This window comes from Bradyrhizobium sp. CCGUVB1N3, from assembly GCF_024199925.1.
In the GTDB taxonomy this organism is placed as follows: Bacteria; Pseudomonadota; Alphaproteobacteria; order Rhizobiales; family Xanthobacteraceae; genus Bradyrhizobium.
In genome coordinates this window covers 2,178,991-2,202,391 of record NZ_JANADR010000001.1, presented here as the reverse complement: position 1 = coordinate 2,202,391, position 23,401 = coordinate 2,178,991, and the positions used below count along the sequence as shown (strand labels likewise).

The window sequence follows — 23,401 nt, the reverse complement described above, 5'->3', positions numbered from 1 at the left end:
CAGAGTGATCGCAACGCGATGTGCAACTCCGTTCCGGATTGGGGAGAGACCATTGAACGACCAGCTTCATCCGATGGCTCCGCACCATCTGCCGTTCTATCTCGCGCCTGGAAGCGGGGTGGACCCGCTGATGGTGGTGATGGGGATATTCCTGATTGGCACCCTACTCTGGGTCGGCACGCTGTATTGGAAGCTGCACAGCCTGCCCGAGCGGATGGCGCACAAATCGCAGAAGCTGCAATTCGAATTTGTCGCGGTGCTCGGCCTGATCTCGCTGTTCACGCATATGCATATCTTTTGGGTGGCCGGCCTGTTGCTCGCGTTGATCGACATCCCCGACTTCGGCACGCCGTTGCGCAGCATCGCCGATTCCGTCGAGAAGATCGCCGATGCGTCGCCGGGAGGAGCCGGCGAGGCCACAGCAAGCTCACAAACCGGCGATGCGGTCAGCCCGCCACCGGCAGACAAGTCCAGTGTCGCGAAGGAGAAGGAGCACAGCCATGTTTGAGCTTATGTTCTGCTCGCTCCTCACCATCGTGCCGGACTATCTCTACCGCCGCTATGTCCAGGGCAAGCGCTTCGGCAAGGAGATCACATTTTTCTCTGTCTGGTATGAGCTGCGATGGGGCATCACGGGTTGCCTGATGCTCACGGTGTCGCTGATTACCATGATCTTCTATTTCCACCCAGCGACCGACTCGGCGACGCTCTATTTCCGGACCGTGCCGATCCTGCCCGAAGGCTCGGGGCGGGTTGCAGAGGTCAAGGTCGGCTTCAGCCAGGAGGTGAAGAAGGGCGACGTGCTGTTCACGCTGGACAGTTCCAAGCAACAGGCCGCCTATGAGACCTCCAGGCGGAAGGTCGCCGAGGTCGATGCGGCAATGATCTCGGCGCAGTCGGATGTCGTCAAGGCCGAAGCCCAGATCCAGGAAGCCAAGGCCAATTGGCAGCAGGCCAAGGACGAGCTCGACACCAAGTCCGAATTGCAGCGCCGCAACCCCGGTATCGTGCCGCAGCGGGACATCGAAAAGCTCCAGGTGTTGGTCGATCAACGGCAGGCCGGCATCGATGCGGCGACCGCCGTGAAGGAATCGGCCGCCTTGCAGGTGTCGACGCTTCTGCCGGCCCAGAAGGCGAGCGCCCAGGCTGCTCTCGACCAGGCCCAGGTCGATCTCGACAAGACCATCGTCCGCGCCGGCGTTGACGGCCGGGTCGAGCAGTTCCTGATCCGCGTAGGTGATGTCGTCAACCAGCTGATGCGGCCGGCGGGCGTGCTCATTCCGGAGGGCGCCGGCAGGAAGGTCCTTCAGGCCGGCTTCGGCCAGATCGAGGCGGGGGTGATGAAGGAAGGCATGGTGGCGGAAGCGACCTGCATATCCAGGCCATGGGTCATTATCCCGATGGTGGTCACGACGGTGCAGGACTACATTGCTGCAGGACAGTTCCGTGCCGGCGAGCAACTGCTCGAAGCGCAAAACGCCGCAAAGCCCGGCACGATCCTCGTCTTCCTGGAGCCGCTCTACAAGGGCGGGCTCGAAGGCGTAACGCCCGGGAGTAGCTGCATCGTCAACGCCTACACCAGCAATCACGAGGAGATTTCCGCCGAGCATACCAGCACCGGCCGCGCCATCGCGCTGCACGTGGTCGACGGGGTCGGCCTCGTGCACGCGCTGCTGCTCCGCATCCAGGCGCTCTTGATGCCGATCAAGACGCTGGTGTTGAGCGGGCACTGAAGCGGGAGCTTTGGGCGAGGCTGTTGGCCGTTACCCGTTTTGCGGTAACATAGGCTCAAGGTGCAGCCGATCGAAGCTGCTGAGGAAGAGGATGAGCGGGCGCATCCCGATCATTGCTGTGGTCAGACGAGGCTGGCCGGCTGCGGCCGCACGGCTCTGTCTGTGCGTATTGGTCTTGGCCCTTACCGGGCTCGGGCCGGCGAGCGCTGCCGATCAGGGCCAGCCCAAGCGGGTGCTGCTGCTTCATTCTTTCGGACGGGAATTTCGTCCGTGGAGTGAATTCGCGCGGGCCATCAAGGCCGATCTCGAGCGCCAAGCGCCGTGGCCGCTGGACATTCAGGAGCACACGCTGCTGACGGCGCGGTTCAACAATCCCGGTCCGGAAGAACCCTTCGTCGATTATCTGCGCTCGCTCTATGAGAGCTGCCCGCCCGATATCGTCGTCAGCGTCGGGGCGCCTGCGGCGAGATTCGCCCAGAAATATCGCAAGCAGCTTTTCCCCGACACACCGATGGTCCTGACCGCAGTCGAGCAGCGCCTGGTCGATCGCACGGGACTGACCGACAACGACACGGTCATCTCGATTCATAACGACTTCCAGGCAATTTTTGCCAGCATCCTTCATGTCCTGCCCGCCACGCAGACGATCGCCGTCGTGCTGGGGGCCTCTCCCGTTGAGAAGTTCTGGCTTGAGGAGATCAAGAAGGATGCGAAGCCGTTCGAAAACAGGGTGTCGTTTGATTGGTATTCGGGGCTTTCGTTCCAGGACATCCTCAAGCGCGCGTCATCGCTTGCGCCGCATACGGTCTTGTTCTGGGGCCTGATGTCGGTCGACGGTGCAGGTGTCACGCATGAAGGCGACGTCGCCTTGCGCCGATTGCGGACTGTCGCCAACGCGCCGATCTTTTCCTATCAGGATGCCTTCTTCGATGGCCAGACCGTCGGCGGCCCCATGCATTCAACGGCTGCAACCAGCCGGAAGACCGTCGACGTTGCTATCCGTATCCTCGGTGGCGAGAAGCCGGGCAACATCAAGATCGAAACGCTCCAATTTGCGCCACCGCGATATAACTGGCGTGAGATGCAGCGCTGGGGCATCAGCGAAAGCAATCTGCCTCCCGGCAGTGAGGTCCTGTTTCGCGAGCCGAGCGTCTGGGAGGTCTACCGCTGGCAGATGGCGCTGATCGCAGCGGTGATCCTGTTGCAGACTGGCCTGATCAGCGGCCTGCTTCATGAGCGGTGGCGGCGCCGCGTCGCGGAGGTCGAATCCCGGCAGCGCCTGGCGGAGCTCGCGCATGTCAATCGCTACGCGGCGGCCGGCGAGCTGACGACGTCGATCGCGCACGAATTGAATCAGCCGCTCGGCTCGATCCTCACCAACGCCGAGACGGCCGAGCTCATGCTGAAGGGGGCGTCCCCCAATCTCGACGAGATCAGGGAGATCCTTGCCGACATCAGGCGCGACGATCAGCGTGCGAGCGAGGTGATCCGCAGGCTGCGCAGCGTCCTGAAGAAGACGCCGTTCGAGATCGCCGATATCGATCTGAATGAAACCGTCGGTGAGGCGATCGGATTTCTGACCGCCGTGACCGACCGGCACAAGATCGCTTTGAAGTTCACACCCGCCGCCAGCGTGGTGCGCGTCAGGGGCGATCCGGTCCAGCTTCAGCAGGTCATTCTCAACCTGATCATCAATGCGATCGACGCGATCTCCGAGGCGGAGGCGAAGGTACGGGAGGTGACTGTTACGACGGCGCTGTCAGGCTCCTTCGCAGAAATCAGGATCGGCGACAGCGGACCCGGCATAGCCGCCGGCGATCTCAAGAACGTCTTCAATCCGTTCTTCACCACCAAGCCGCAAGGCATGGGCATGGGGCTCGCCATCGCCAGGACCATCATCGAGGCCCATCGCGGACAGATCATCGCGGAGAACAGGCTGTCGGGTGGCGCGCTGCTTACGATCAAACTGCCGCTCACGCGCTAGGCCGAAACGGTTCAGCCGCAGAGAATTGTCGCGCCGCAACAAATCCGGCATCCGCTTTCTTTGATCTTCATCAAAGAACGCATTCGTCCCGGCCCGATGCTCCCTGCCGAAATGCCAAGGGAGAGCGTGCAATGTTTCGTTGCGGCAAGACCCTGATCGCGCTTGCGCTGATGATCGCGATGCCCGTCGCCGCATCGGCGCAGACCCCGGCCGCCCCGAGTACGTCGGCACCGCCGGCAAGCCAGGCGCCGCCAGCAAGTCAAGCACAGCCGGCCGCGGAGCTGTTGAAGCCGGAGCAGCTCGAGGCGCTGGTCGCGCCGATCGCGCTCTATCCGGACGAGCTGCTCGCCAACGTGCTGGCTGCCTCGACCTATCCGCTGGAGGTCGTGCAGGCCGATCGCTGGCTGAAGGAGCGCAAGAACCTGAAGGGCGATGCGTTGAAGGCAGAGGTCGAGAAGCAATCCTGGGACGACAGCATCAAGGCGCTCGCCAGCACGGCCGATGTCCTGACCATGATGAGCGACAAGCTCGAATGGACCAAGAACCTCGGCGACGCCTTCCTCGCACAGCAGCCGGACGTGATGGATGCGATCCAGCGCCTGCGCAACAAGGCCTATGACAACAAGAAGCTGGTCACGACCAAGCAGCAGAAGGTCAGTGTGCAAACGCAGGACGACAAGCAGGTGGTGGTCATCCAGCAGGCCGATCCCGAGACGATGTACGTCCCGTACTACGATCCCGCCACGGTCTACGGAAGCTGGCCTTATGCGGAGTATCCGCCATACTACTTCGGCTACCCGTCCTATATCGGCGCAGGCGTGGTGGCGGCAGGTCTCGCTTTCGGCACGGCCTGGGCGATCGGGCGTTGGGGCAACTACTGGGGCGGTGGCTGCAATTGGGGCAACCGCAACGTCTACGTCAATCGCCGGACGACGAACATCGCAAGCGGCTGGCAGCACAATCCGGCGCATCGCCAGGGCGTGCGCTACAACAACGTGAACGTGCAGCAGCGCTTCGGCAACACCAACATCAAGGCCGGCGCGGCAGACCGGATGGATTTTCGCGGCCGCGATGGCCAGCAGGTCCTGAAGCCCGGACAGGATCGGCCAGGCGCCGGAGATCGTGCAGGAGATCGCGCGGGAGATCGTGCAGGGGACCGCGCAGGCGATCGAGCAGGAGATCGTGCAGGTAATCGTGGCGGAGATCGCGCCGGCGCTGGCGATCGCGCCAAGGGCGGCGGCGACCGTGCCAAAGGTGGCGGCGATCGAGCTGGCGCGAAGGGCGGTGGCGACCGCGCCAAGGCGGCCAATCGCGGCGGTGCCGGCACCGCGAACCGCGGCGGCGGTGGCAATCGCGGCGGCGCCATGAACGTCTCGTCCGGCCGGGCGGCTGCCGCAGCTTCAGCACGTGGCCGCTCGAGCATGGCGAGCATGCCCCGTGGCGGCGGTGGCGCGAGCTTCGCCGGGCGCGGCGGTGGTGGCGGAATGGCAATGCGCGGCGGTGGAGGAGGTGGCTTTGGTGGAGGCGGGCGCGGCGGCGGCGGTGGCCGGCGTTCGGATATCGCGTTGAAGCACGACATCATCCTGCTCGGTCATCTCGCCAATGGCCTCGGCTACTACCGCTTCAGCTATATCGGCAGCCACAAGGCCTATGTCGGCGTCATGGCGCAGGAGGTCGAGCGCGTGATGCCTGACGCGGTGACCCGCGGCAGCGACGGGTATCTGCGCGTCTACTACGAAAAGCTCGGACTGAAATTCCGCACGTACAGCGATTGGCTCGCCGGCGGTGCAAAAATCCCTGCGGAGGTGATGCCATGATCGGTCTGAAGTCGCTTCAACGCGCGGCCTTGCCGGCCGTCATGGCGCTCGCGTTGTTCAGCTTGCCATCGCAAGCGCAGCAATCGTATCCGACTCCGGAGGATGCAGCCGCAGCGCTCGCCGCGGCTGTGAAGAGCGGGCCGGGCGATATCCTGAAAGTGCTCGGCAGGAACGCCGACGACATTGTCTCCTCCGGTGACGAGGTTGCCGACGCCGACATTCGTCGACGCTTCACGTCGATGTACGATGCCAAGCATGCGATCAAGGCGGAGGGAAACAAGAAGGCCACGCTGGTGCTCGGCCAGGACGATTTTCCGTTCCCGATTCCTTTGGTCAACTCCGAGACGGGCTGGGAATTCGACGTGGATCAGGGGCGGATCGAGGTGCTCTATCGCCGCATCGGCCGCAATGAGCTCGATGCGATCCAGGCTGCGCTCGCCTATGTCGATGCCCAGAATGACTATGCCGAGAAAGACCGCGGCGAAGGCGTCGGCGTCTATGCGCAGCGCATCGTCTCGACGCCCGGCAAGAAGGATGGGCTGTTCTGGCGCGACGATAGTGACCCAAGCCCGCTCGGCGAATTCGCTGCGGAAGCCTCGCGCGAGGGTTACAAGATGGAAGGGCAGGGCGCGCCCTATCACGGCTACTATTTCAGGATCCTCAAGGGACAGGGGCCTAACGCGCCGGGCGGCACCCTCGACTACGTCGTCAAGGGCAAGATGATCGGCGGTTATGCGCTGGTCGCCTATCCCGCCGAGTACGGCAATTCCGGCGTGATGACCTTCGTGGTCAATCACGGCGGGACGGTCTACCAGAAGGATCTCGGTCCTCGCACCGATAGCATTGCGAGCCGCATGATCTTGTTCAATCCGGACCAGACCTGGAAGAAGGTCGATGCCGCAAAACAATAAGAGAGTAGCGCGGCGCTTTTTTCTGGGCTGCCTGGCGGCGATGGCATTGCTTGCCTTCGTTGTTCCGGTGACGCCGTCGTTCGCACAGGCCGCCGGCCACGTTAGCGTCAAGATCGTGAAAGCGGGCCTCTTGGTCGGCGGCGGCGCCGGCAGCGGCGTGCTGACCTGGCGTGGCCGCAACTATCCGTTCAGCGTGTCAGGCCTGAGCCTTGGCATCACGGCAGGCGCCACGATCAGCCGCCTGGATGGCTGGGCCTCGGGCATCCGCGAGGTCAGTGATTTCACCGGCACTTATAGCTCGGTCGGCGGCGGCTTCGCCCTGGTCGGCGGCGTCAACGGTGTCCATTTGCGCAACGAGAGGGGCGTAACGATCGTGCTGCAAGGGCCGAAGGCAGGCATGGAAGTCGCCGCCAACCTCAGCGCGATCACGATCTCCATGAAATGAGTCCGGCCTGAAGACTCACCCATCCGGATTCCATTGAGCGGGCGAAGCAGGCCTCCAAATTGACGGAGAATCTGCTGGCGATACACCGCCGCACATCTTTCCGGATCGTACTTGGGCGCAAGCTGTCCATCCGCGCCGATTGCGAGCGCGTGATCGACGTCGATCACACCGGCCGCTGTTGCGTGTTCGCCGCCAGGACCGCGCCTCGGCCACGAATAACATGATGTTAGGTTTATCGCATAACTGGGTAATTGTGTTAGCCCGCCGAAAGCCTATTGTTGCAGCGAACCAGACACGTCCCGGCAGTCGATAAACGCAAGCGGAAAGCCCGCCGCGCGATCGGACATTGCTGCCCAACATATCCATGAAGCCCGCTCACGGGACGCCAGCAAACAGGTCGGAGGAAACTTGCACATGACCACGGCTCGAGCGATCCACGACATGGGTCAGTCCAAGAAGGCTGCCGCGAGCGGCTGGATTGGATCGGCGCTTGAATATTATGATTTCTTTATCTACGCGACCGCAGCGTCGCTGATCTTCCCGCAGATCTTCTTCCCGTCAGAGAATCCCACGGTTGCCATCGTCGCATCGCTGGCAACGTACGGTGTCGGATATGTGGCCCGGCCGATCGGTGCCTTCGTTCTCGGGCACTGGGGCGATACCCATGGCCGGAAAACGGTTCTCATCATCTGCATGTTCCTGATGGGCGTCTCGACGATGGCCGTCGGTATCCTGCCGACATACCAGCAGGTCGGCATCTGGGCGCCGATCCTGCTCGTCACCTTGCGTCTCGTGCAGGGTTTTGCCGTTGCCGGCGAGATCTCCGGCGCAAGCTCGATGATCCTTGAGCACGCGCCATTCGGGCGGCGCGGATTCTATGCGAGCTTCACGCTCCAGGGCGTGCAGGCCGGACAGATCCTTGCGGCGGCGGTCTTTCTGCCGCTCGCGGCCTACATGCCCACCGAGGCCTTCAACAGCTGGGGGTGGCGGATACCCTTCCTGCTCAGCTTCTTCGTCATCGTCGCCGGCTACATCATCCGCCGTGAGGTTGACGAGACACCTGCCTTCGCCAGGGAAGATGAGCGCGGAGAAACCCCGCGGGCTCCGATCATTCAGGCCATCAAGCTGAACTGGAAGGACATGCTCAGGGTCATCTGCATGGCGCTGATGAATGTCATTCCGGTGGTCACGACCATTTTCGGCGCAGCCTACGCCGTCCAGTCCGCCTACGGAATCGGTTTTGCGAAGGACGTCTACCTCTGGATTCCGGTCCTCGGAAACATGCTGGCGGTGTTCGTCATTCCCTTCGTCGGCAACCTTTCCGACAAGGTCGGCCGCAAGCCTCCGATCATCGTCGGCGCACTCTGCTCCGGCCTGCTCGCCTTCGGCTATCTCTATGCAATCAGCATCAAGAATGTGCCCTTGGCGATCCTGTTGTCGCTCCTGATGTGGGGTGTGGTCTATCAGGGCTACAACGCGATCTTCCCCAGCTTCTATCCCGAGCTGTTTCCGACGCGCACCCGGGTTTCGGCGATGGCGATCTCGCAAAACATAGGCACGACCATCACCGCGCTGCTTCCCGCTTTGTTTGCGACCGTGGCGCCTCCCGGATCGGCCAACATCCCGCTCACGGTGGGAGCCATCGCCTTCGGCATCACGGTGATTGCCGCCCTCGCAGCGGTGACTGCCAGGGAGACATACCGGATCAGCCTCGACGATCTCGGCAATCCCGATGCCGTGCCGATGCCAAGGGCAGACTATGAGCGGAGGCGTGCGGAGACGACAGGCGGGACTGCCGCGGCACTGACCTGACGGCCGCGGGAGACGGAGGTCAACGTAGCTGCGGCATGATCTCGGATGTTGCCGCCGTCCTATAAATGAAGGAAAGAACTGCCGCTGCGGCCAAGCCGGCCCGCAGCGGCAGAGTTTTCGGCAATCGCATGACGTGTGATGTCGGCACCCAAGGAGTTGAGAGATGAATCCCGTTGTTGTTGCTGTCGCGATCACCGGTTCCGTTCCGCGCAAGAAGGACAATCCCGCGGTGCCGATCGTGCCGGCCGAGCAGATCGAGTCGACGCACGCGGCCTTCGAGGCCGGCGCGACGCTTGCGCATATTCACGTTCGAAACGACGACGAAACGCCGTCCTCCGATCCCCAGCGTTTTGCAGAGGTGCAGGAGGGCATCAAGAGGCATTGTCCGGGGATGATCATTCAGTTCTCGACCGGAGGGCGCGGCCGCGATCCGTCGGCGCGCGGGTCGGCGCTCTATCTGAAGCCCGAGATGGCGTCGCTCTCGACCGGATCGGTGAACTTTCCGACGATCGTCTATGAGAACAGCGCTGCCCTGGTCGAGCATCTCGCCACCGGCATGAAGGCGGGCGGCATCCGCCCCGAAATCGAGATATTCGATCTGTCGCACCTGCATGGCGCGCGCCGCCTGATCGAGGCGGGACTGATCGACGAGCATCCTCACGTGCAGTTCGTCATGGGCGTCAAGAACGCAATGCCGGCAGACGAGCATGTGCTCGACATTCTTCTGGCGGAACTCAAGCGGCTGATGCCGAAAGCGACGTGGACCGCGGCCGGGATCGGGCGCCATCAAGCCGAGGTCATGGGTTGGGCGCTGTCGCGGAGCGCCGATGCCGTCCGCACCGGGCTCGAGGATAACATCAGGGTTGACAAAAACCGTCTGGCCAAAAGCAACGCGGAGCTCGTGACCCTCGCCTGTGAGGCGGTGACGCGCCACGGCCGACGCGTCGCCACGCCAGCGGAGGCAAGAGCAGCGCTCAGGATCGCGAGGTAGATCACACGATCAACCGTCCCCGCCGCGCCGCGATTCCGATCGCGACTTCGGCGCCGGCGTTGAATTCGAGGCGATCGGCTTCGATGCCGTCGCTGAAGATGACGCCGTTTTCCGGCATCAGCGAACGGATGTGCAGTTGCTCTGAGGAGGCGAGGCGGCCGCAGACGAGACCCACTTGCGAGTTGCGGCTGGGAAAGGGCTCGCGCACCGCGAAACGCAGCTCCTGCGCGTCCCAGGGCAGGGCGTCGTAAGCCGCCGGTTCAGAAGGCTGGCCGAATCGCCCTGCGATCGCAAGCGAGCCGGTGACGATGCTCTTGAACCAGGCGGTCGAGCCGAGCCCCGTCGAGACGATCAGCCCGCTCGAGGATTGCCGCTCCTTCGTCTCGCCGGTCGCAATCTCGTAGATCGCGGAGGTGTGCGTGCGGGCGCCGACGAAGAGATCGTTCACGGCATGGAGCACCTGACCATCGGAGAGCCGCGCCTCTGCCATCGTCACCGCCTGGCTGTCGCGCTTCTCAGTAGCGACCTCCGGCAGGAGCTTGGCGAGGTCGCGCGGCGCGAAGGGCAGGAGGATGCCGTCGTGGCGCGCCGGGTCCGGGTTGAGCCCGATCAGCGGATGGCCGTCGAGATACTTCATGGTGTTGGCGACGACGCCGTCCTGGCCGAGCGCGACCACGATGTCGGAGGGCGCGAAGATGAAGTTCGGCAGGAAGCTGCGCTCGATCACCTGGTAGCGGCCCCATTGCTCCAGCACTTGCAAAGCGAGGTGCTGCTGCGCGCGATAGACCTCGTGCTCGCGCTCATAGTCGGAGAAGTCGGCGCCGAGATGCTCGACATAGAAGCGCGCCTGCGCCGCGGTCAGGTAACGCGCGACCAGGTCCTCCAGCCTGGTCTTGCGCGTCACCAGCACGATCTTGCGGTCATTGCCGGCGGGCACTGGCGGCCTCCGTCATCTTGGGCTTTTCCATCAACTGGCTGAGCAAGTCCGGCGAGACGTTGAGCTGTCCGATCTTCTCGGCCTTCTCGGCAATGCCGGTGAAGGCCTGCGCGATGAGCTGGCCCGGCTGCATGCCGGCAGAGGCAAGCGCCTGGATCACGCGGGTGTCGACGCCCTCGAAAATCTTCATCAGCGCGCCGACGCGATAGGCCTCGGCATCCGCGAGCGTGCGGGTGTTCTCGGCGTTGAGGCCGACAAAATCCTTGCGCTTGCCCTCGAGCGCGATGTCCGCGACCATGCCGGCCTGGCGCAGCTCGTTCTTCTTGGCGGCGACACTCGCCTCCGCGTCCATCTGGGTCTCGCGGATCGAGCGCTTCTTCTGCTCGACCGCGATCTCGGTGTCGAGCTCGCTCTCGCGAATGGCGCGCTCCTGCTCGACCGCAAAGTTGCGGCGGGCGAAGATCGCTTCGTCCGCGTTCTTCAGGATCGCCTCGCGCGCTTCCGCCTCCAGCGCCTTGGCGGTGTCTGGCGTCGGCTTGATGCCGCGGATGGAGACGCCGAGGATTTCGAGGCCGAGGGAAGCGACGTCGGCGCGAGCCCGCAAGCCGGTCGCAATGATGTCGGCGATGCGGTCCGAAGCCTGCAGGGCTTCCCTCAAGGTCAGCTCCTTCACCGCTTGCTGGGCCAATACCTCGACGGTGCCGAGAATGCGCTGCGGCAGCTTCTCCGGGTCGTCGCTCTCATAGGTCTTGCCGTCGGACTTCAGCGTGAAGTCGAGCATCGAGGCCGCCTTCTTCGGCTCGCTGACGCGATAGGTGACGTGGCCCTGAACGGTGAGGGTCTGAAAGTCGCGTGCGATCTGCTGGAAGATGAAGGAGGCGTCGCGGCTGCCGATGGGGACGGCGACGAGCGAGGTGGCCGGCGCGTAGTAGAACGCGGATAGTCCCGCGCCCTCGGCAACCACGGCGCCGGCACGGTACTTCATGAGATAGGTGGTGGGCTGGGCCTTGATGAACCTGACGCCGAACATTGCTTTCTCCTAATAAGTTGTTCTGAACAACTAAGTAAGTTGCACTGTACAACTAAGTCGGTTACTGTCAAGCGACAAGTCGAGGAGGCCGCAATGGCGCCGAAAGATCAGGCACAACGCACTGAAAAGTCAGGGCAATTGGATTTCCCGCGGCCGCTGGCCACGGTCGACGTGGTGATCTTTGCGATTCGGAACGAGGGCCTTCACGTTCTCCTGGTGCAGCGGCCGGCCGGCGCGGGCGAGCCGTTCCCGCTGGCCTTCGCGCTGCCGGGCGGCTTCGTCGATGTCGCCAAGGACCGCGATCTCGAAGCGTGCGCGGTGCGCAAGCTCAAGGAGAAGACCGGCGTGACCAGCCCCTATCTCGAGCAACTCGGAAGCTGGGGCAGCGCTGGACGCGACCCGCGCGGCTGGTCGACGACGCACGCCTATTTCGCGCTGATGCCGGAGGTGGCGGGCCGGGCCGCGCTCGCACCCGACGCGCAATGGTTTCCGATCGTCGCGGGCAAGATCAAGCCGAAGCTCGCCTTCGACCACGGCGAGATACTCACTGCTGCCGTCGAGCGCCTGCGCAACAAGGTCGAATACACCTCGCTGCCGGCCTACCTGATGTCGGCGGAATTCACGCTGCCCGATCTTCAGCGGGTCTACGAGATCGTGCTCGACCGTCCCTTGGAAAAGAGCGCCTTCCGCACGCGGATCCTCTCAGCCGACATGATCGAGCCGATCGCCAAGATGCGTCGCGGCCCGAACCGGCCGGCGCAGCTCTATCGCCTGAAGAAGGGCAGGGAGCCGGTGTATTTCGTCCGCACGTTCAATCCGCCGGAATGAGCGACCTTACGTGAACTGGCTAGTTCGCGGCGGCTCTGGTGGATCGACGACGAACCCTTCGCAGATGATGAGGCCGTTGATCAGCCTGAACTCTAGCCTGTCGTAGCCCGGCATCGTCTCGCCGGGCTTCGGCGGCATCAGGGCGATGCGGCCTTGAATGCACAGCACGGACTGCCCGGTGCCACGCCACATCCTGATTCCGGTCTCCTTCCAGCGCCGGCGAATAAGCGTCTCGCGATCACAGAGATCGTCGGATTTCGTGACGGCGGCTGAGGCGACGATATCGGCTTTGGCGATGACCGCCTCGACGGGGGCCGCTTCGACGGAATCGGTGTCGACCAGGTCGAGTTGAACCACGTCGGTCTCGACAGAGATGGCTGCGACAGTTTTCGCGGCATCGGGATCAGCCGCACCTCGCTCGAAGGTTTCGACGAGAGAGGGGGCAGCCTCGACTGCCTCGGGCTCAATCACATCGGGCTGAGCGGCCTCGCTCTCGGTCTTGATCTCAAAAGGCGCTGTCTCAATTGCCTCGACCCCGACAATGTCAGCCTCGGCGGAATCGAGCGGGAGAACATCGGTCTCGGCAACAACAGCCTCGGATGAGTCCTCTGATGGTGCGACATGAGCTGTAACGTCTTCGGTGCTGAGCGCGACGGGTTCGATTGTCTCGGCCTCAGCCGAGTCGGCCTCGGCGCTTTCGATTGCGACAAGAGGCGTCTGGGCAGATTCGATTTCAGCTATCTCGACCTCAACGGGGAGATCATCGCCTTCAACGGTCTCAATCTCGCGCCGGGGGAAATCGTCTGACGCCATTGCAGGGGAGACATTATCGCATACGCTTGTTGTGACCGGCTCATCTGCATCGATCTCGGCAGCGCCAGTCTCCGCGGTTGCGGTCTCCGCGACATCAGTCGCAGGAGCCTCAGTCGCAGGAGCCTCGATTTCCTCGGCTTCGACTGTGTCGGTAGCGACCAGTTCGGCCGCAGCGGTCTCGGTTCCGTCGGGCCCCGCCTGCACGGTGTCGGGTTCAACCGTTTCCGCCTCGGCCGCGCCGCGCGCAACATCGTCCTTCGCGGCGTCCGCGGCCGGTGCCTGAAACTCGCTGACGACAGCTGATTCGTCGTTCGTTCGACCACGCAGCAGCGATTTGAATTTCGCGAAGGCAAATTCAACTGCCGGTATGCGGCGCAGCGCTATCGCCAGTCTCGTGAGGACTGGGAGCTGTTTGGGAGCGTACTCGGCGTGAGACATCACTGATTCTCGAAACGAGCAAGAGTTGCCCGCGACGCGCGGGACTGTCAAATCGCGCTCATTGGCCGTTGTCGCCATGTCAACGCCATTGTGGCGGGGAGTGTCATGCCGCGTTCGCAGTGCAGCGCGGGTCGGAGATAGTGTATCCGGAAATGACCGGATCGGTCGGATCCGGCCCTGGGGCGGAATGCGTCGCTTGAAATTTGATACGAAGCTGATTGGCGTCATGGCGGTGCTCGCCGTCACCCAACTCGTCGGATGGGGGACGATCGGGCTTCCCGCCATCGTCGGCCGCGATCTTGCAGCCGATCTCAATATGAGCCTTCCGGCGGTCTTCGCGGGAACGTCGGTTCTGTACGTCGCCATGGGGCTGTGCGCGCCCTGGCTCGCAAAATCCTTCACGCGGCATGGCGCGCGTCGTGTGATGATGGTGGGCACGGTCGTGACCGCGCCGGGCTTTGTGTTCCTGTCCTATGCGCACGAACCGATCCATTATTTCGCGGCCTGGATCGTCCTCGGTGTGGCCGGCAGCGCCACGCTCTCGACCGGCGCCTACATCATGCTGAACGAGGTTGCCGGCCCACGCGCCAAGAACGCGATCGGCGCATTGATGTTGGTGACGGGTCTTTCGGGCAGCATCTTCTGGCCGACGACGTCGTTCCTGAGCGGCCTCGCCGGCTGGCGCGGAACGTGTCTGATCTATGCGGCCATGATGATCGTCGTCAGCCTGCCGCTCCTGGCCTTCGGTGCACCGCGCCGGCGCAAGGCGAGTGAGGAGGCCCCCACCAAGGTACGGGACGTGCCGGCTTCTCCAGTTCCCAGGAGCACCTTCCACCTCGTGGTATCAGCGGTTGCGCTCAATGCCTTCGTGAACTTCGGCTTGGGCGCCGTCTTCATCGAGCTCCTGAGGGCCGAGGGGTTGTCGCCGGCGGAGGCCGTCGGCTTCGGCTCAATGCTGGGCGTGATCCAGGTCAGCGCGCGCGGCATCGATTTCCTCGGCGGCGGACGCTGGGACGGGATCACGACCGGGCTGGTCGCGGGCACCGCGCTGCCGCTTGCCATGCTGCTCCTGATGGCGGGCAACGGCGCATATTGGGTCGTTGCGCTTTTCATCCTGCTCTATGGCCTCGGCAGCGGCGCGATGGCGGTGGCGCGGGCGACGATTCCGCTCGTGTTCTACGATCAGACCGAATTCGCCAAGGCGATGTCGGTGATCGCCCTGCCGGTCAATCTCGCCGCAGCCGTGTCGCCGCCGGTTCTCGCAGCCCTGCTGGTCCATTTCGGCAGCCGCGGCCTGCTCGGCCTGACCATGATCTGCTCATGCGCCACGGTGCTGATCCTGATTGCCCTTGGCCGCCGCCGGCCGCGGGCCGCGACGGCTGCCGCAGTGTGATGTCGTAGGACGAGCTTACGGGCGGCTGGCGGATAGCGGCATGCCGCCAGTGCAAGGCTCGCAGGTCCAAAATAGTGTATCCGCAGGGAGCGCGGCCCGGCCTTGGCCGCCGCGCCAACGCCAGTTCCCGGAGGAAACCTTATGTCGGCCTTGCCGCTCTCAGGCATCAAGATCCTTGACCTCACGCGCGTGCTCGCCGGGCCCTTATCGGCCCAGATGCTCGGCGATCTCGGTGCGGAGGTGATCAAGATCGAGCGGCCGGGCACGGGCGACGACGCGCGCGCCTTCGGCCCGCCTTACCTCGCTGACCCCGACGGCAAGCAGAACAACAACAACTCGTTCTACCTCTGCGCCAACCGCAACAAGAAGTCTGTCACCGTCAACATCGCCAAGCCCGAAGGGCAGGCGATCATCCGGCAGCTTGCCAAGGATGTCGACGTCTTCATGGAGAACTACAAGGTCGGCGATCTCAAGCGCTATGGGCTCGACTACGAGACGATCAAGGCGATCAACCCCGGCATCATCTATTGCTCGGTGACCGGCTTCGGCCAGACCGGCCCTTACGCGCCGCGCGCCGGCTATGATGCGATCCTGCAGGCTATGGGCGGCCTGATGAGCGTCACCGGCCATATCGACGGCGAGCCTGGCGAGGGCCCGATGAAGGTCGGCCCGTCGATCGTCGACTACATGACCGGCATGAACACCTCGATCGGGATTCTCTCGGCGCTCTACCATCGCGACGCCAATGGCGGGGAGGGGCAGCACATCGACGTCTGCCTGTTCGATACCGTCATCGCATCGTTGTCGCACTGGCTGCAGATCTACCTCGTCAACGGCAAGACACCGCCGCGCCGCGGCACCTGGGGCAATGGTGGCATGCCGGCCGGCGTGTTCCGCTGTACCGACGGCGAACTGATGCTGGTGGTCGGCAATGACGGTCAGTTCCAGCGGACCTGCGCCGTGCTCGGCGAGCCCGAGCTCGCGAGCGACAAGCGCTTCATCAAGAACAACGACCGCGTCGTGCACGGCAAGGAGATCATGGCGATCTTCGCTGGTCTGTTCCTGAAGAAGCCGGTGGCCTACTGGCTGGACAAGTTGGAGGAGGCCGGCGTGCCGTCAGGTCCGATCAACGATTTCGAGCAGGTATTTAGCGATCCGCACGTCCAGTCGCGCGGCATGCGGGTGAAGGTCAACCACAAGTTCGAGCCCGAACTGTCGCTGATCCGCAATGCGCTGACGTTCTCGGAGACCCCGGTGACGGACTATCGCGCGCCGCCGCTGTTAGGGGAGCACACGCAGGAGGTGCTCGGCGGACAGCTCGGCTATGATGCGGAGAAGATCGAGGCGTTGAAGAAGCAGGGCGTGATCTAGGGGCGATATTTTCATGTCCACCGGCAAGACCATCATCACCTGCGCGATCACCGGCAACCTGACGAAACCCGAGCAGTCGCCGTATCTGCCGATCACGCCCGAGCAGATCGCGACATCTGCGCTCGAAGCGGCCGAAGCCGGCGCGGCCATCGTCCACATCCACGTGCGTGATCCCGCGACCGGGCGTCCGTCGATGTCGATCGATCTCTATCGTGACGTCGTCGAGCGCATCCGCGCCGGCAACAACAGCCTGGTCATCAATCTCACGACCGGGCCGGGCGGACGCTTCGTACCCTCGCATGACGACCCTCGCGTCGCCGGTCCCGGCACGACACTGCTGCAGCCGGAGAAGCGCGTCGAGCATATCGAGCTGCTCAAGCCCGACATCTGCACGCTCGACCTCAACACCATGAACTCCGGCGGCGAGGTCGTGATCAACACCCCGCGCAACGTCCGCATCATGGCGGAGCACATGAAGGCGGCCGGTGTGCTGCCGGAGATCGAGCTGTTCGATTCCGGCGACTGCCACCTCGCGCGCGATCTCCTTGCCGACGGTACGCTGAAGGGGCCGGGCCTGTTCTCCCTTGTGCTCGGCGTGAAATACGGCTTCTCCGCGACATCAGAGACCATGTTCTATGCGCGCAGCCTCTTGCCGCCGGGTGCGATCTGGTCCGGCTTCGGCATCGGCCGCGCCGAATTCCCGATGGTCGCACAGGCCTATCTGCTCGGCGGCCATGTTCGCGTCGGCATGGAGGACAATCTCTATATGTCCAAGGGTGTGCTGGCGAAGACCAATGCCGAGCTGGTCGCGCATGCCGCCGCGATCGTGAAGAGCCTCGGTGCCACAGTCGCGAGCTCGGATGACGCGCGCGCCATGCTCGGGCTTGCCTGACGCCCGCCGTCAGCCCCGCTGCTCGCGCCACAGCGCAACGGCTTCGTGCCCTGACTGCCCCCCACCGTGTTGTCGGACGGCAACACGCGCCGCGAACCGGGCGATGTGTAGCATATAGGCCCAGTCGAAGTCAGGCGGGTCCAAGCCCTCGCGCGAGCCTCCGACTATCGTTCCAGCAGAACGCCAATCACCAGATTCGAGCGTCAAGGGCACGTTTGCGGTGAGGTTCTGATGACGATCGGTATGGGCGACGATCGAGACAATCGCTTCGGCGGCAGAGAACTGGGGGAAATTGATGAAATCGAGAAGTGGCGCGGCGCGGATTAAGTCTGGGCAACTGCCGGCATTCGCCGCCAAAGCGCGATCCGGGCGCGCCCTAACGCTGGCCTCTTCGTTCTTGTTGTCAGCAGCTGCAATGGTCGCGATCCCCGCAAGTCAGGCGGTCGCCGCCTGTGTGCAGTCCGGCAGCACCGTCACCTGTGACGGCGCGAGCAGCACCGGGTTCGGCACGGGTGCCGAAAACAATCTGACGGTCACGGTTCAGCCGAATGCCTCGATCACCGTCGGCGCGAGCCAGATCGCGCTCAATCTCGGCAGCGGCAACACTGCGATCAACAATGGCACGATCGCCGTTGGCAACAGCAGTCTCGGTATGCAGGGTTTGGACAACAACAACTTTACCAACACCGGTACGATCACGGTGGGTGCCGGTTCTACCGCCATGTTCGCGCTCGGAAATAACAACGCTCTCTCCAATACGGGGACGATCAATGCGACGGCGCAAGGCGCCACCGGTGTCGGGGACGCCGGTAGTGGCAATACGATCACCAATTCCGGCACCATCACGCTCACCGGAGTGGGATCATACGGTATTGTCACGAACGGCGGTGACATCATCCGGAATTCGGGTGTCATCACGGTAGGCAGCAACACCGGCTTCAACGCGACGGGCGTCGCCACGCAGACCGACGACACGCTTATCAACAAGGGCACCATCACCGCCCTCGGCAAGGATGGACTCGGCGTCACCGTCTGGAACATTGGCACCACGGTGACGAACAATGGCACGATCTATGCGCCCGGCACGAACGGAACTGCGGTGGATATTGAAGGCATCAACGATATCATCACCAACAACGGTACGATCATAGGCGGTCGGAACGGCTTTTCGCTGCTCTCCTTGGGCACGACCGGCACCACCGTCACCAATAACGGCACGCTGGACGGACAGATTTTTCTCTTGGGTGGTGGTGGCGTCAGCCTGACCAATTCCGGGTTGATCACGATCAGCGACCCGGCAACGCCGCTCATACCGGCCATCTTCTACATCGGCGGCACGTTTACCCAGACCGCGCAGGGCACGCTGGCGCTGCGTGTCGACAGTGCAGGCCTTCGTGACGGGCTCTTGACCGACGGCCAGGTCAAGCTCGACGGCACCTTGCGGGCGGTGCTCCAGCCGGGGCTCTATCAGTCGTCGACCACCTACACCGACGTGGTCCAGACCATTACCTCGGTCACTGGCCAGTTTGCCAGCGTCACCTCGTCGTCGGTCTTCTTCACCGCAGCCGCGACCTATAGCGCCGCCTCCGTCCACCTGACCCTGACCCGCCAGGCCTTCGGCGCAATCGCGGGCGAGACCGCGAACCAGCGCGCGGTCGGCAACGCGCTCGAAGCCGGCTATTCGCCGTCGCTCACGGGCGCGGCTGCGACGTTCTATTCGCAGCTTCTGGTGGCCGGCTCGTTGCGCGTGCTCGACCAGCTCTCAGGCGAGGGCACCAGCGGCACGCAAAACACCGCCTTTGCCGCCGGCTCCCTGTTCGGCCAGTCCATGGACGGCCAGATGGACGCGTGGCGCACGGGCCACCGCGGCGACGTCGCGGGCGCGGGCGCGCTCGGCTACGCCGCGGAACGGCCGGTCACCTCGGCCTTCAACGCGCTGAAGGCACCGCCGCTTGCGCAACCGCAATGGAATGTCTGGGCGTCCGGCTTCGGCGCCGGCCAGTCGCTCACCGGCGACGCAACGGCTGGTATCGCGGGCTTCAGCGATCGCATCACGGGCGGTGCGGCTGGCGTCGATCATCTCTTCGGTCCCGACCTTCTGGTCGGCATCGCCGTCGGCGGCTCCAGCGCGACGTTCAACGTCGACGATCGCGCCACGTCGGGTAAGCTCGACGGTGCCCATGTCGGCGCCTACGCGATGCAGCGTTTTGGCGCGACCTACGTCTCAGCGCAGCTCGCCTATAGCCATTTCAACAACTCCACGACCCGCACCATCACCGGCATCGGCGCGGACGAGATCGCCAAGGGATCGTTCGGTAGCGACCAACTCGGCGGACGGCTCGAGATCGGCCGGATCTATGATTTCAGCCGGGTGTCGGTGACGCCGTTCGCAGCCGTGCAGGCCGCGCGGTTGTGGCAGGCGGCCTATACCGAAACCAGCACGGCCGGGACCGGAACGGGCGTGCTGGGCTTGAGCTACGCGTCGCACAACGTGTCCTCGCTGCCGGTTTTCCTCGGCACCAAGTTCGACGGCCGCTTCAACGTCGGCAACGGCATGATGTGGATGCCGTTCGCAAACGTGGCCTGGGTGCACGAACGCCCCAGCTCCTGTGTCAAGACGACGGGGCCTTGCATTGCGCCGTCGGCGGGGTGGCCGGTTGCGGCATCTGTAGACGTGCTGGACGAACGCTTTTGCGCAAGGGTCTGCATGCTCGCCCTCACAGACCGTGATCTTGAAGCGCTGACAGACCTCCAGAAGGGCTGGCGAAGATATTATCTCGCCGAGATCGTGCGCCTCCTCAAAGAAGATGAGCGCGAGCCCTGTGCTGGCACAAGAGCCATAGGCGAAAACCGGAACTCGTCGCCCGTGCAGCCTCCAACCTGAAGAGCCCTGGCACTCACGGGAACCTTTCGGATGAAACTGGTGAGCGACGGCGGGTTGGAGAGGGCCAGCGTTCCCTTGTCCACAGATGATCCGTAGTTGCCCCGGCTTTCGTCGCAATCCGGACTCGTATTCGATCTCTTCATCTGACGAACTGGTGTTCGGCAGGGAGGAATCGAATGTCCTACACGATCGGTTATCAAGCGAAGAACCAGAAGGCAGTTCTGGCGACCGAGGCGGCGACGGCCAACCAGGCCGTGGCGATCGTCGCGGAACTGCAAAAGACCGCCGACGAAATCAAGTTCATCCGCTCGCCGCAGGAAGGCGAGATGGGCATCGAGATGCTGCTCTTGCTGGCGAAGGAAGAGGCCGAGGAGATGCCGCAGCGGATGTAGCCGACGGAACCCTCGCGTACACACTTCGATCTTAAGCGAAACGTCGTGGCCTTGAGATGATGTAGGCTGCTGCCGTTACGTTTACAAGCGAAGGTGTCTGCCCATGAAACGCGAAGCGCTGCGCGTCGAGCCGATCTCGACCTTTCTCGACCGCTGGAAGGCGCCGACGTCGCCGGTGACGCGCGCCGGCAACATGATCTTCGTCGCCGGCCTGCCGCCATTCGACCCTGATACCGGCGAGATCGCATCCGTCCCGATCGAGCGGCAGAGCGAGATCATCATGGAGCAGATGAAGCTGTGCCTGGAGACCGCCGGCGCCGGCCTCGACAATGTCATGAAGTGCAACGTCTATTGCACCTCGACCAAGCACTTCGCCGCTTTTAACGCGGTCTATGCGCGCTACTTCCCCAGCGATCCGCCGGCGCGGATCTTCGTCTGCACGCCCGAATGGTTCGCCCCGTTCGATGTCGAGATCGATTGCATCGCAATGATGTAGGGCGCCTCTACCGCGCGGCGACTTTCGCCGGGGTCTTGCTCTCCGCCTTGCCGGCGGTCAGTCCCATCATCGCCATCCCGACCACGCGCTCGATGATGCCGTCGACGTCGTCGAGATCGCATCGGCCGTCCGACAGCTTGGTCAGCCGCTCGCTCTCGCGGATGGTGTGGTGCGCCATGGCCAGCGCGAAGTGCAGGCCCCAATAGATCTCCTCATCGCCGCGGTCGGGCAGTGCGCGGCGCATCGCGGCGGCGAACTTGCGCAAATGGTCGATCTCGCGATTCTTGATGCGGCGGATCGGCGGCACCGATTCAATGGAGGCGCGGATCATGAAGCGCGCCGCGGTGGAGCGCTGGTTTGCCGGCCCCAGGCAGCCGTGCAGGGTCGGGCCGACCAGGGCGCGCAGGATCATTTCGATCGGGGCGCGGCCGCCGCCTTGTTCTTCCGCCGCCTTGAGTTCCGCAAGGCGCTCGCGATTGAGGGCGATGCTCCGCGTCACGAACAACTCGGCGATCAATTCGTCCTTCGAGCCGAAATGGTAGTTCACGGCTGCAAGGTTGACGTTGGCCTCGGCGACGATGTCGCGCAGCGTCACGTCGCCGAAGCCGCGGTCCGCGTAGAGCCGCTCGGCGGCGGCGAGAATGGCAGATCTGGTCTGATCGCTGGCCATGGCTTCTAGCCTTTTTCCGTCATTCCGGGGCGACGCGGAGCGTCGAACCCGGAAATCTCACGCCACAACTTCTAGATTCCGGGTTCAACCCTGCGGGCTGCCCCGGAGTGACCCGAGCGTGGGCAGTTGCAATTCAAACAGTTGTATGAAACTATCGTTTGAAGGCCGGGAAAAGTCAATCCGCAATCCGGACCCGTTCGCAACTGCGACGCCGGGTTCCGACAGGCGGCCCGCAAGCCCGCTGTCGCGGCTTGCAGACCGCGCGAGGCGGGAGGACAGTCCGGCACAAAAGATTGTTCAAAGAGAGAGACGAGGAGCGTCCCATGGACTTCGACATGTCGCCCAAGCAGAAGGAATGGCTCGAACGCGTGCAGTCCTTCATGACCAAGCACGTGCGCCCCGCTGTTCCCATCTACAATCAGCAGGATCACACGGGCGAGCGCTGGAAGGTCATTCCGGTGCTGGAGGATCTGAAGAAGAAGGCCAAGGCCGAAGGCCTCTGGAACATGTTTCTGCCGCCGTCCAAGGAGCATGACGACGACGAATTCCACGGCGCGGGATTGACCAATCTCGAATACGCGCTGCTCTCGGAGCAGATGGGCCACATCTCCTGGGCCTCGGAAGTGTTCAACTGCTCTGCGCCCGACACCGGCAACATGGAAGTGCTGTTCCGTTACGGCACCAAGGAGCAGAAGCGCAAATGGCTGCGCCCGCTGATGGACGGCGAGATCCGCTCCGCCTTCCTGATGACGGAGCCGGCGGTGGCTTCGTCCGACGCCACCAACATCGAGACCCGCATCGAGCGCGACGGTGATCATTACGTCATCAACGGCCGCAAATGGTGGTCGTCCGGTGTCGGCGACCCCCGCTGCAAGATCGCCATCCTGATGGGAAAGACCGACATCAACGCGGCCAAGCATCAGCAGCAGTCGCAGATCCTGGTGCCGCTCGACACCCCCGGCATCAAGGTCGAGAAAATGCTGCCGGTGTTCGGCTTCGACGATGCGCCGCATGGTCATGCCCAGGTTCTGCTGGAGAACGTCCGCGTTCCCGCCTCGAATCTGCTGCTCGGCGAAGGCCGCGGCTTCGAGATCGCGCAGGGGCGTCTCGGCCCCGGCCGCATCCATCACTGCATGCGCACCATCGGCAAGGCCGAGGAGGCGCTGGAGAAGATGGTGAAGCGGCTGATGTCGCGTTCCGCCTTCGGTAAGAAGATCATCGAGCACTCGGTGTGGGAGCAGCGGATCGGCGAGGCTCGCACCGATATCGAGATGAACCGCCTCTTGTGCCTCAAGGCCGCCGACATGATGGACAAGGTCGGCAACAAGAGCGCGCAGCTCGAGATCGCCATGATCAAGGTCGCAGCCCCCAACATGGCGCTGAAGATCATCGACCAGGCGATCCAGGCCTTTGGCGGCGCCGGCGTCTCGGATGAAGCCGGTCTTGCCAAGGACTATGCGGGCATCCGCACGCTCCGCCTCGCCGACGGTCCGGACGAGGTGCACAACCGCGCCATTGCCAGACTTGAAATCCGGAAGTATGCAAACTCTCCCAAGCACTAAGA

Annotated in this window: 21 protein-coding genes; 16 read left to right on the top strand and 5 right to left on the bottom strand. The window is 63.6% G+C overall.

The genetic code is table 11. The annotated features are described in order from the left end of the window. Positions 1 to 73: 73 nt before the first annotated feature. The 8 genes from NLM33_RS10520 (at position 74) to NLM33_RS10485 (ending at position 9,693) form a co-directional block, all read left to right on the top strand. Positions 74 to 508, top strand: a complete 435-nt coding sequence (locus tag NLM33_RS10520) for a hypothetical protein (protein WP_254105723.1) — start codon at positions 74 to 76, stop codon at positions 506 to 508. Then, entirely contained in the window at positions 501 to 1,733 is a 1,233-nt protein-coding gene (locus tag NLM33_RS10515) for an HlyD family secretion protein (RefSeq protein ID WP_254095979.1), read from the top strand. The genes NLM33_RS10520 and NLM33_RS10515 overlap by 8 nt, the downstream gene beginning before the upstream one ends. Positions 1,734 to 1,824: 91 nt before the next feature. Continuing rightward, complete coding sequence (locus NLM33_RS10510) at positions 1,825 to 3,717, top strand: HAMP domain-containing sensor histidine kinase (RefSeq protein WP_254095978.1); 1,893 nt, start codon at positions 1,825 to 1,827, stop codon at positions 3,715 to 3,717. Positions 3,718 to 3,848: 131 nt separating this feature from the next. Then, the gene (locus NLM33_RS10505; protein WP_254095977.1) at positions 3,849 to 5,534 is read left to right on the top strand and encodes a DUF3300 domain-containing protein; all 1,686 of its coding nucleotides are present in this window, start codon (positions 3,849 to 3,851) and stop codon (positions 5,532 to 5,534) included. After that, entirely contained in the window at positions 5,531 to 6,445 is a 915-nt protein-coding gene (locus NLM33_RS10500; protein WP_254095976.1) for a DUF2950 domain-containing protein, read from the top strand. The genes NLM33_RS10505 and NLM33_RS10500 overlap by 4 nt, the downstream gene beginning before the upstream one ends. Then, a complete protein-coding gene (locus tag NLM33_RS10495) occupies positions 6,429 to 6,890 on the top strand; it encodes a hypothetical protein (RefSeq protein WP_254095975.1) in 462 nt (153 codons plus the stop codon). The genes NLM33_RS10500 and NLM33_RS10495 overlap by 17 nt, the downstream gene beginning before the upstream one ends. Positions 6,891 to 7,304: 414 nt before the next feature. Then, on the top strand, positions 7,305 to 8,702 hold the full coding sequence (locus NLM33_RS10490) for an MFS transporter (protein WP_254095974.1): 1,398 nt from the start codon (positions 7,305 to 7,307) through the stop codon (positions 8,700 to 8,702). A 163-nt stretch (positions 8,703 to 8,865) separates the two neighbouring features. Beyond that, a complete protein-coding gene (locus tag NLM33_RS10485) occupies positions 8,866 to 9,693 on the top strand; it encodes a 3-keto-5-aminohexanoate cleavage protein (protein ID WP_254095973.1) in 828 nt (275 codons plus the stop codon). A gap of 1 nt (position 9,694) precedes the next feature. Here the strand turns inward: NLM33_RS10485 and NLM33_RS10480 are convergent, their stop codons facing one another. Both NLM33_RS10480 and NLM33_RS10475 read right to left on the bottom strand, forming a co-directional pair. Continuing rightward, positions 9,695 to 10,630, bottom strand: coding sequence for a sugar kinase (locus NLM33_RS10480; RefSeq protein ID WP_254095972.1), 936 nt, complete (start codon positions 10,628 to 10,630; stop codon positions 9,695 to 9,697). Continuing rightward, positions 10,614 to 11,660, bottom strand: a complete 1,047-nt coding sequence (locus NLM33_RS10475; RefSeq protein WP_254095971.1) for an SPFH domain-containing protein — start codon at positions 11,658 to 11,660, stop codon at positions 10,614 to 10,616. The genes NLM33_RS10480 and NLM33_RS10475 overlap by 17 nt, the downstream gene beginning before the upstream one ends. Positions 11,661 to 11,753: 93 nt before the next feature. Here NLM33_RS10475 and NLM33_RS10470 point away from each other — a divergent pair, with 93 nt between their 5' ends. Continuing rightward, the gene (locus NLM33_RS10470) at positions 11,754 to 12,488 is read left to right on the top strand and encodes an NUDIX domain-containing protein (RefSeq protein ID WP_254095970.1); all 735 of its coding nucleotides are present in this window, start codon (positions 11,754 to 11,756) and stop codon (positions 12,486 to 12,488) included. A 6-nt stretch (positions 12,489 to 12,494) separates the two neighbouring features. Here the strand turns inward: NLM33_RS10470 and NLM33_RS10465 are convergent, their stop codons facing one another. Beyond that, the gene (locus tag NLM33_RS10465; RefSeq protein WP_254095969.1) at positions 12,495 to 13,739 is read right to left on the bottom strand and encodes a hypothetical protein; all 1,245 of its coding nucleotides are present in this window, start codon (positions 13,737 to 13,739) and stop codon (positions 12,495 to 12,497) included. A gap of 187 nt (positions 13,740 to 13,926) precedes the next feature. Here NLM33_RS10465 and NLM33_RS10460 point away from each other — a divergent pair, with 187 nt between their 5' ends. The 3 genes from NLM33_RS10460 to NLM33_RS10450 all read left to right on the top strand — a co-directional run bounded on the left by NLM33_RS10460 (position 13,927) and on the right by NLM33_RS10450 (position 17,395). Beyond that, positions 13,927 to 15,132, top strand: a complete 1,206-nt coding sequence (locus NLM33_RS10460) for an MFS transporter (RefSeq protein WP_254095968.1) — start codon at positions 13,927 to 13,929, stop codon at positions 15,130 to 15,132. Positions 15,133 to 15,273: 141 nt separating this feature from the next. After that, complete coding sequence (locus NLM33_RS10455) at positions 15,274 to 16,503, top strand: CaiB/BaiF CoA-transferase family protein (RefSeq protein ID WP_254095967.1); 1,230 nt, start codon at positions 15,274 to 15,276, stop codon at positions 16,501 to 16,503. A gap of 13 nt (positions 16,504 to 16,516) precedes the next feature. Next, positions 16,517 to 17,395 (top strand): 3-keto-5-aminohexanoate cleavage protein, encoded by an 879-nt coding sequence (locus tag NLM33_RS10450; protein ID WP_254095966.1) that lies wholly within the window; start codon positions 16,517 to 16,519, stop codon positions 17,393 to 17,395. A gap of 9 nt (positions 17,396 to 17,404) precedes the next feature. Here the strand turns inward: NLM33_RS10450 and NLM33_RS10445 are convergent, their stop codons facing one another. Beyond that, entirely contained in the window at positions 17,405 to 17,752 is a 348-nt protein-coding gene (locus NLM33_RS10445; protein ID WP_254095965.1) for a hypothetical protein, read from the bottom strand. Between the two features lie 58 nt (positions 17,753 to 17,810). On the opposite strand from NLM33_RS10445, the gene NLM33_RS10440 reads away from it, so the two are divergent. The 3 genes from NLM33_RS10440 to NLM33_RS10430 all read left to right on the top strand — a co-directional run bounded on the left by NLM33_RS10440 (position 17,811) and on the right by NLM33_RS10430 (position 21,167). Next, the gene (locus NLM33_RS10440; protein WP_254095964.1) at positions 17,811 to 20,279 is read left to right on the top strand and encodes an autotransporter domain-containing protein; all 2,469 of its coding nucleotides are present in this window, start codon (positions 17,811 to 17,813) and stop codon (positions 20,277 to 20,279) included. 176 nt (positions 20,280 to 20,455) lie between these two features. Then, a complete protein-coding gene (locus tag NLM33_RS10435; RefSeq protein ID WP_254095963.1) occupies positions 20,456 to 20,671 on the top strand; it encodes a hypothetical protein in 216 nt (71 codons plus the stop codon). A gap of 103 nt (positions 20,672 to 20,774) precedes the next feature. Beyond that, entirely contained in the window at positions 20,775 to 21,167 is a 393-nt protein-coding gene (locus NLM33_RS10430; protein WP_254095962.1) for a RidA family protein, read from the top strand. 7 nt (positions 21,168 to 21,174) lie between these two features. Here the strand turns inward: NLM33_RS10430 and NLM33_RS10425 are convergent, their stop codons facing one another. Then, a complete protein-coding gene (locus NLM33_RS10425) occupies positions 21,175 to 21,837 on the bottom strand; it encodes a TetR/AcrR family transcriptional regulator (RefSeq protein ID WP_254095961.1) in 663 nt (220 codons plus the stop codon). 323 nt (positions 21,838 to 22,160) lie between these two features. On the opposite strand from NLM33_RS10425, the gene NLM33_RS10420 reads away from it, so the two are divergent. Beyond that, positions 22,161 to 23,399 carry an acyl-CoA dehydrogenase family protein gene (locus NLM33_RS10420; RefSeq protein ID WP_254095960.1) on the top strand — a complete coding sequence of 413 codons (1,239 nt, stop codon included), beginning with the start codon at positions 22,161 to 22,163 and terminating at the stop codon, positions 23,397 to 23,399. Positions 23,400 to 23,401 lie beyond the last annotated feature (2 nt).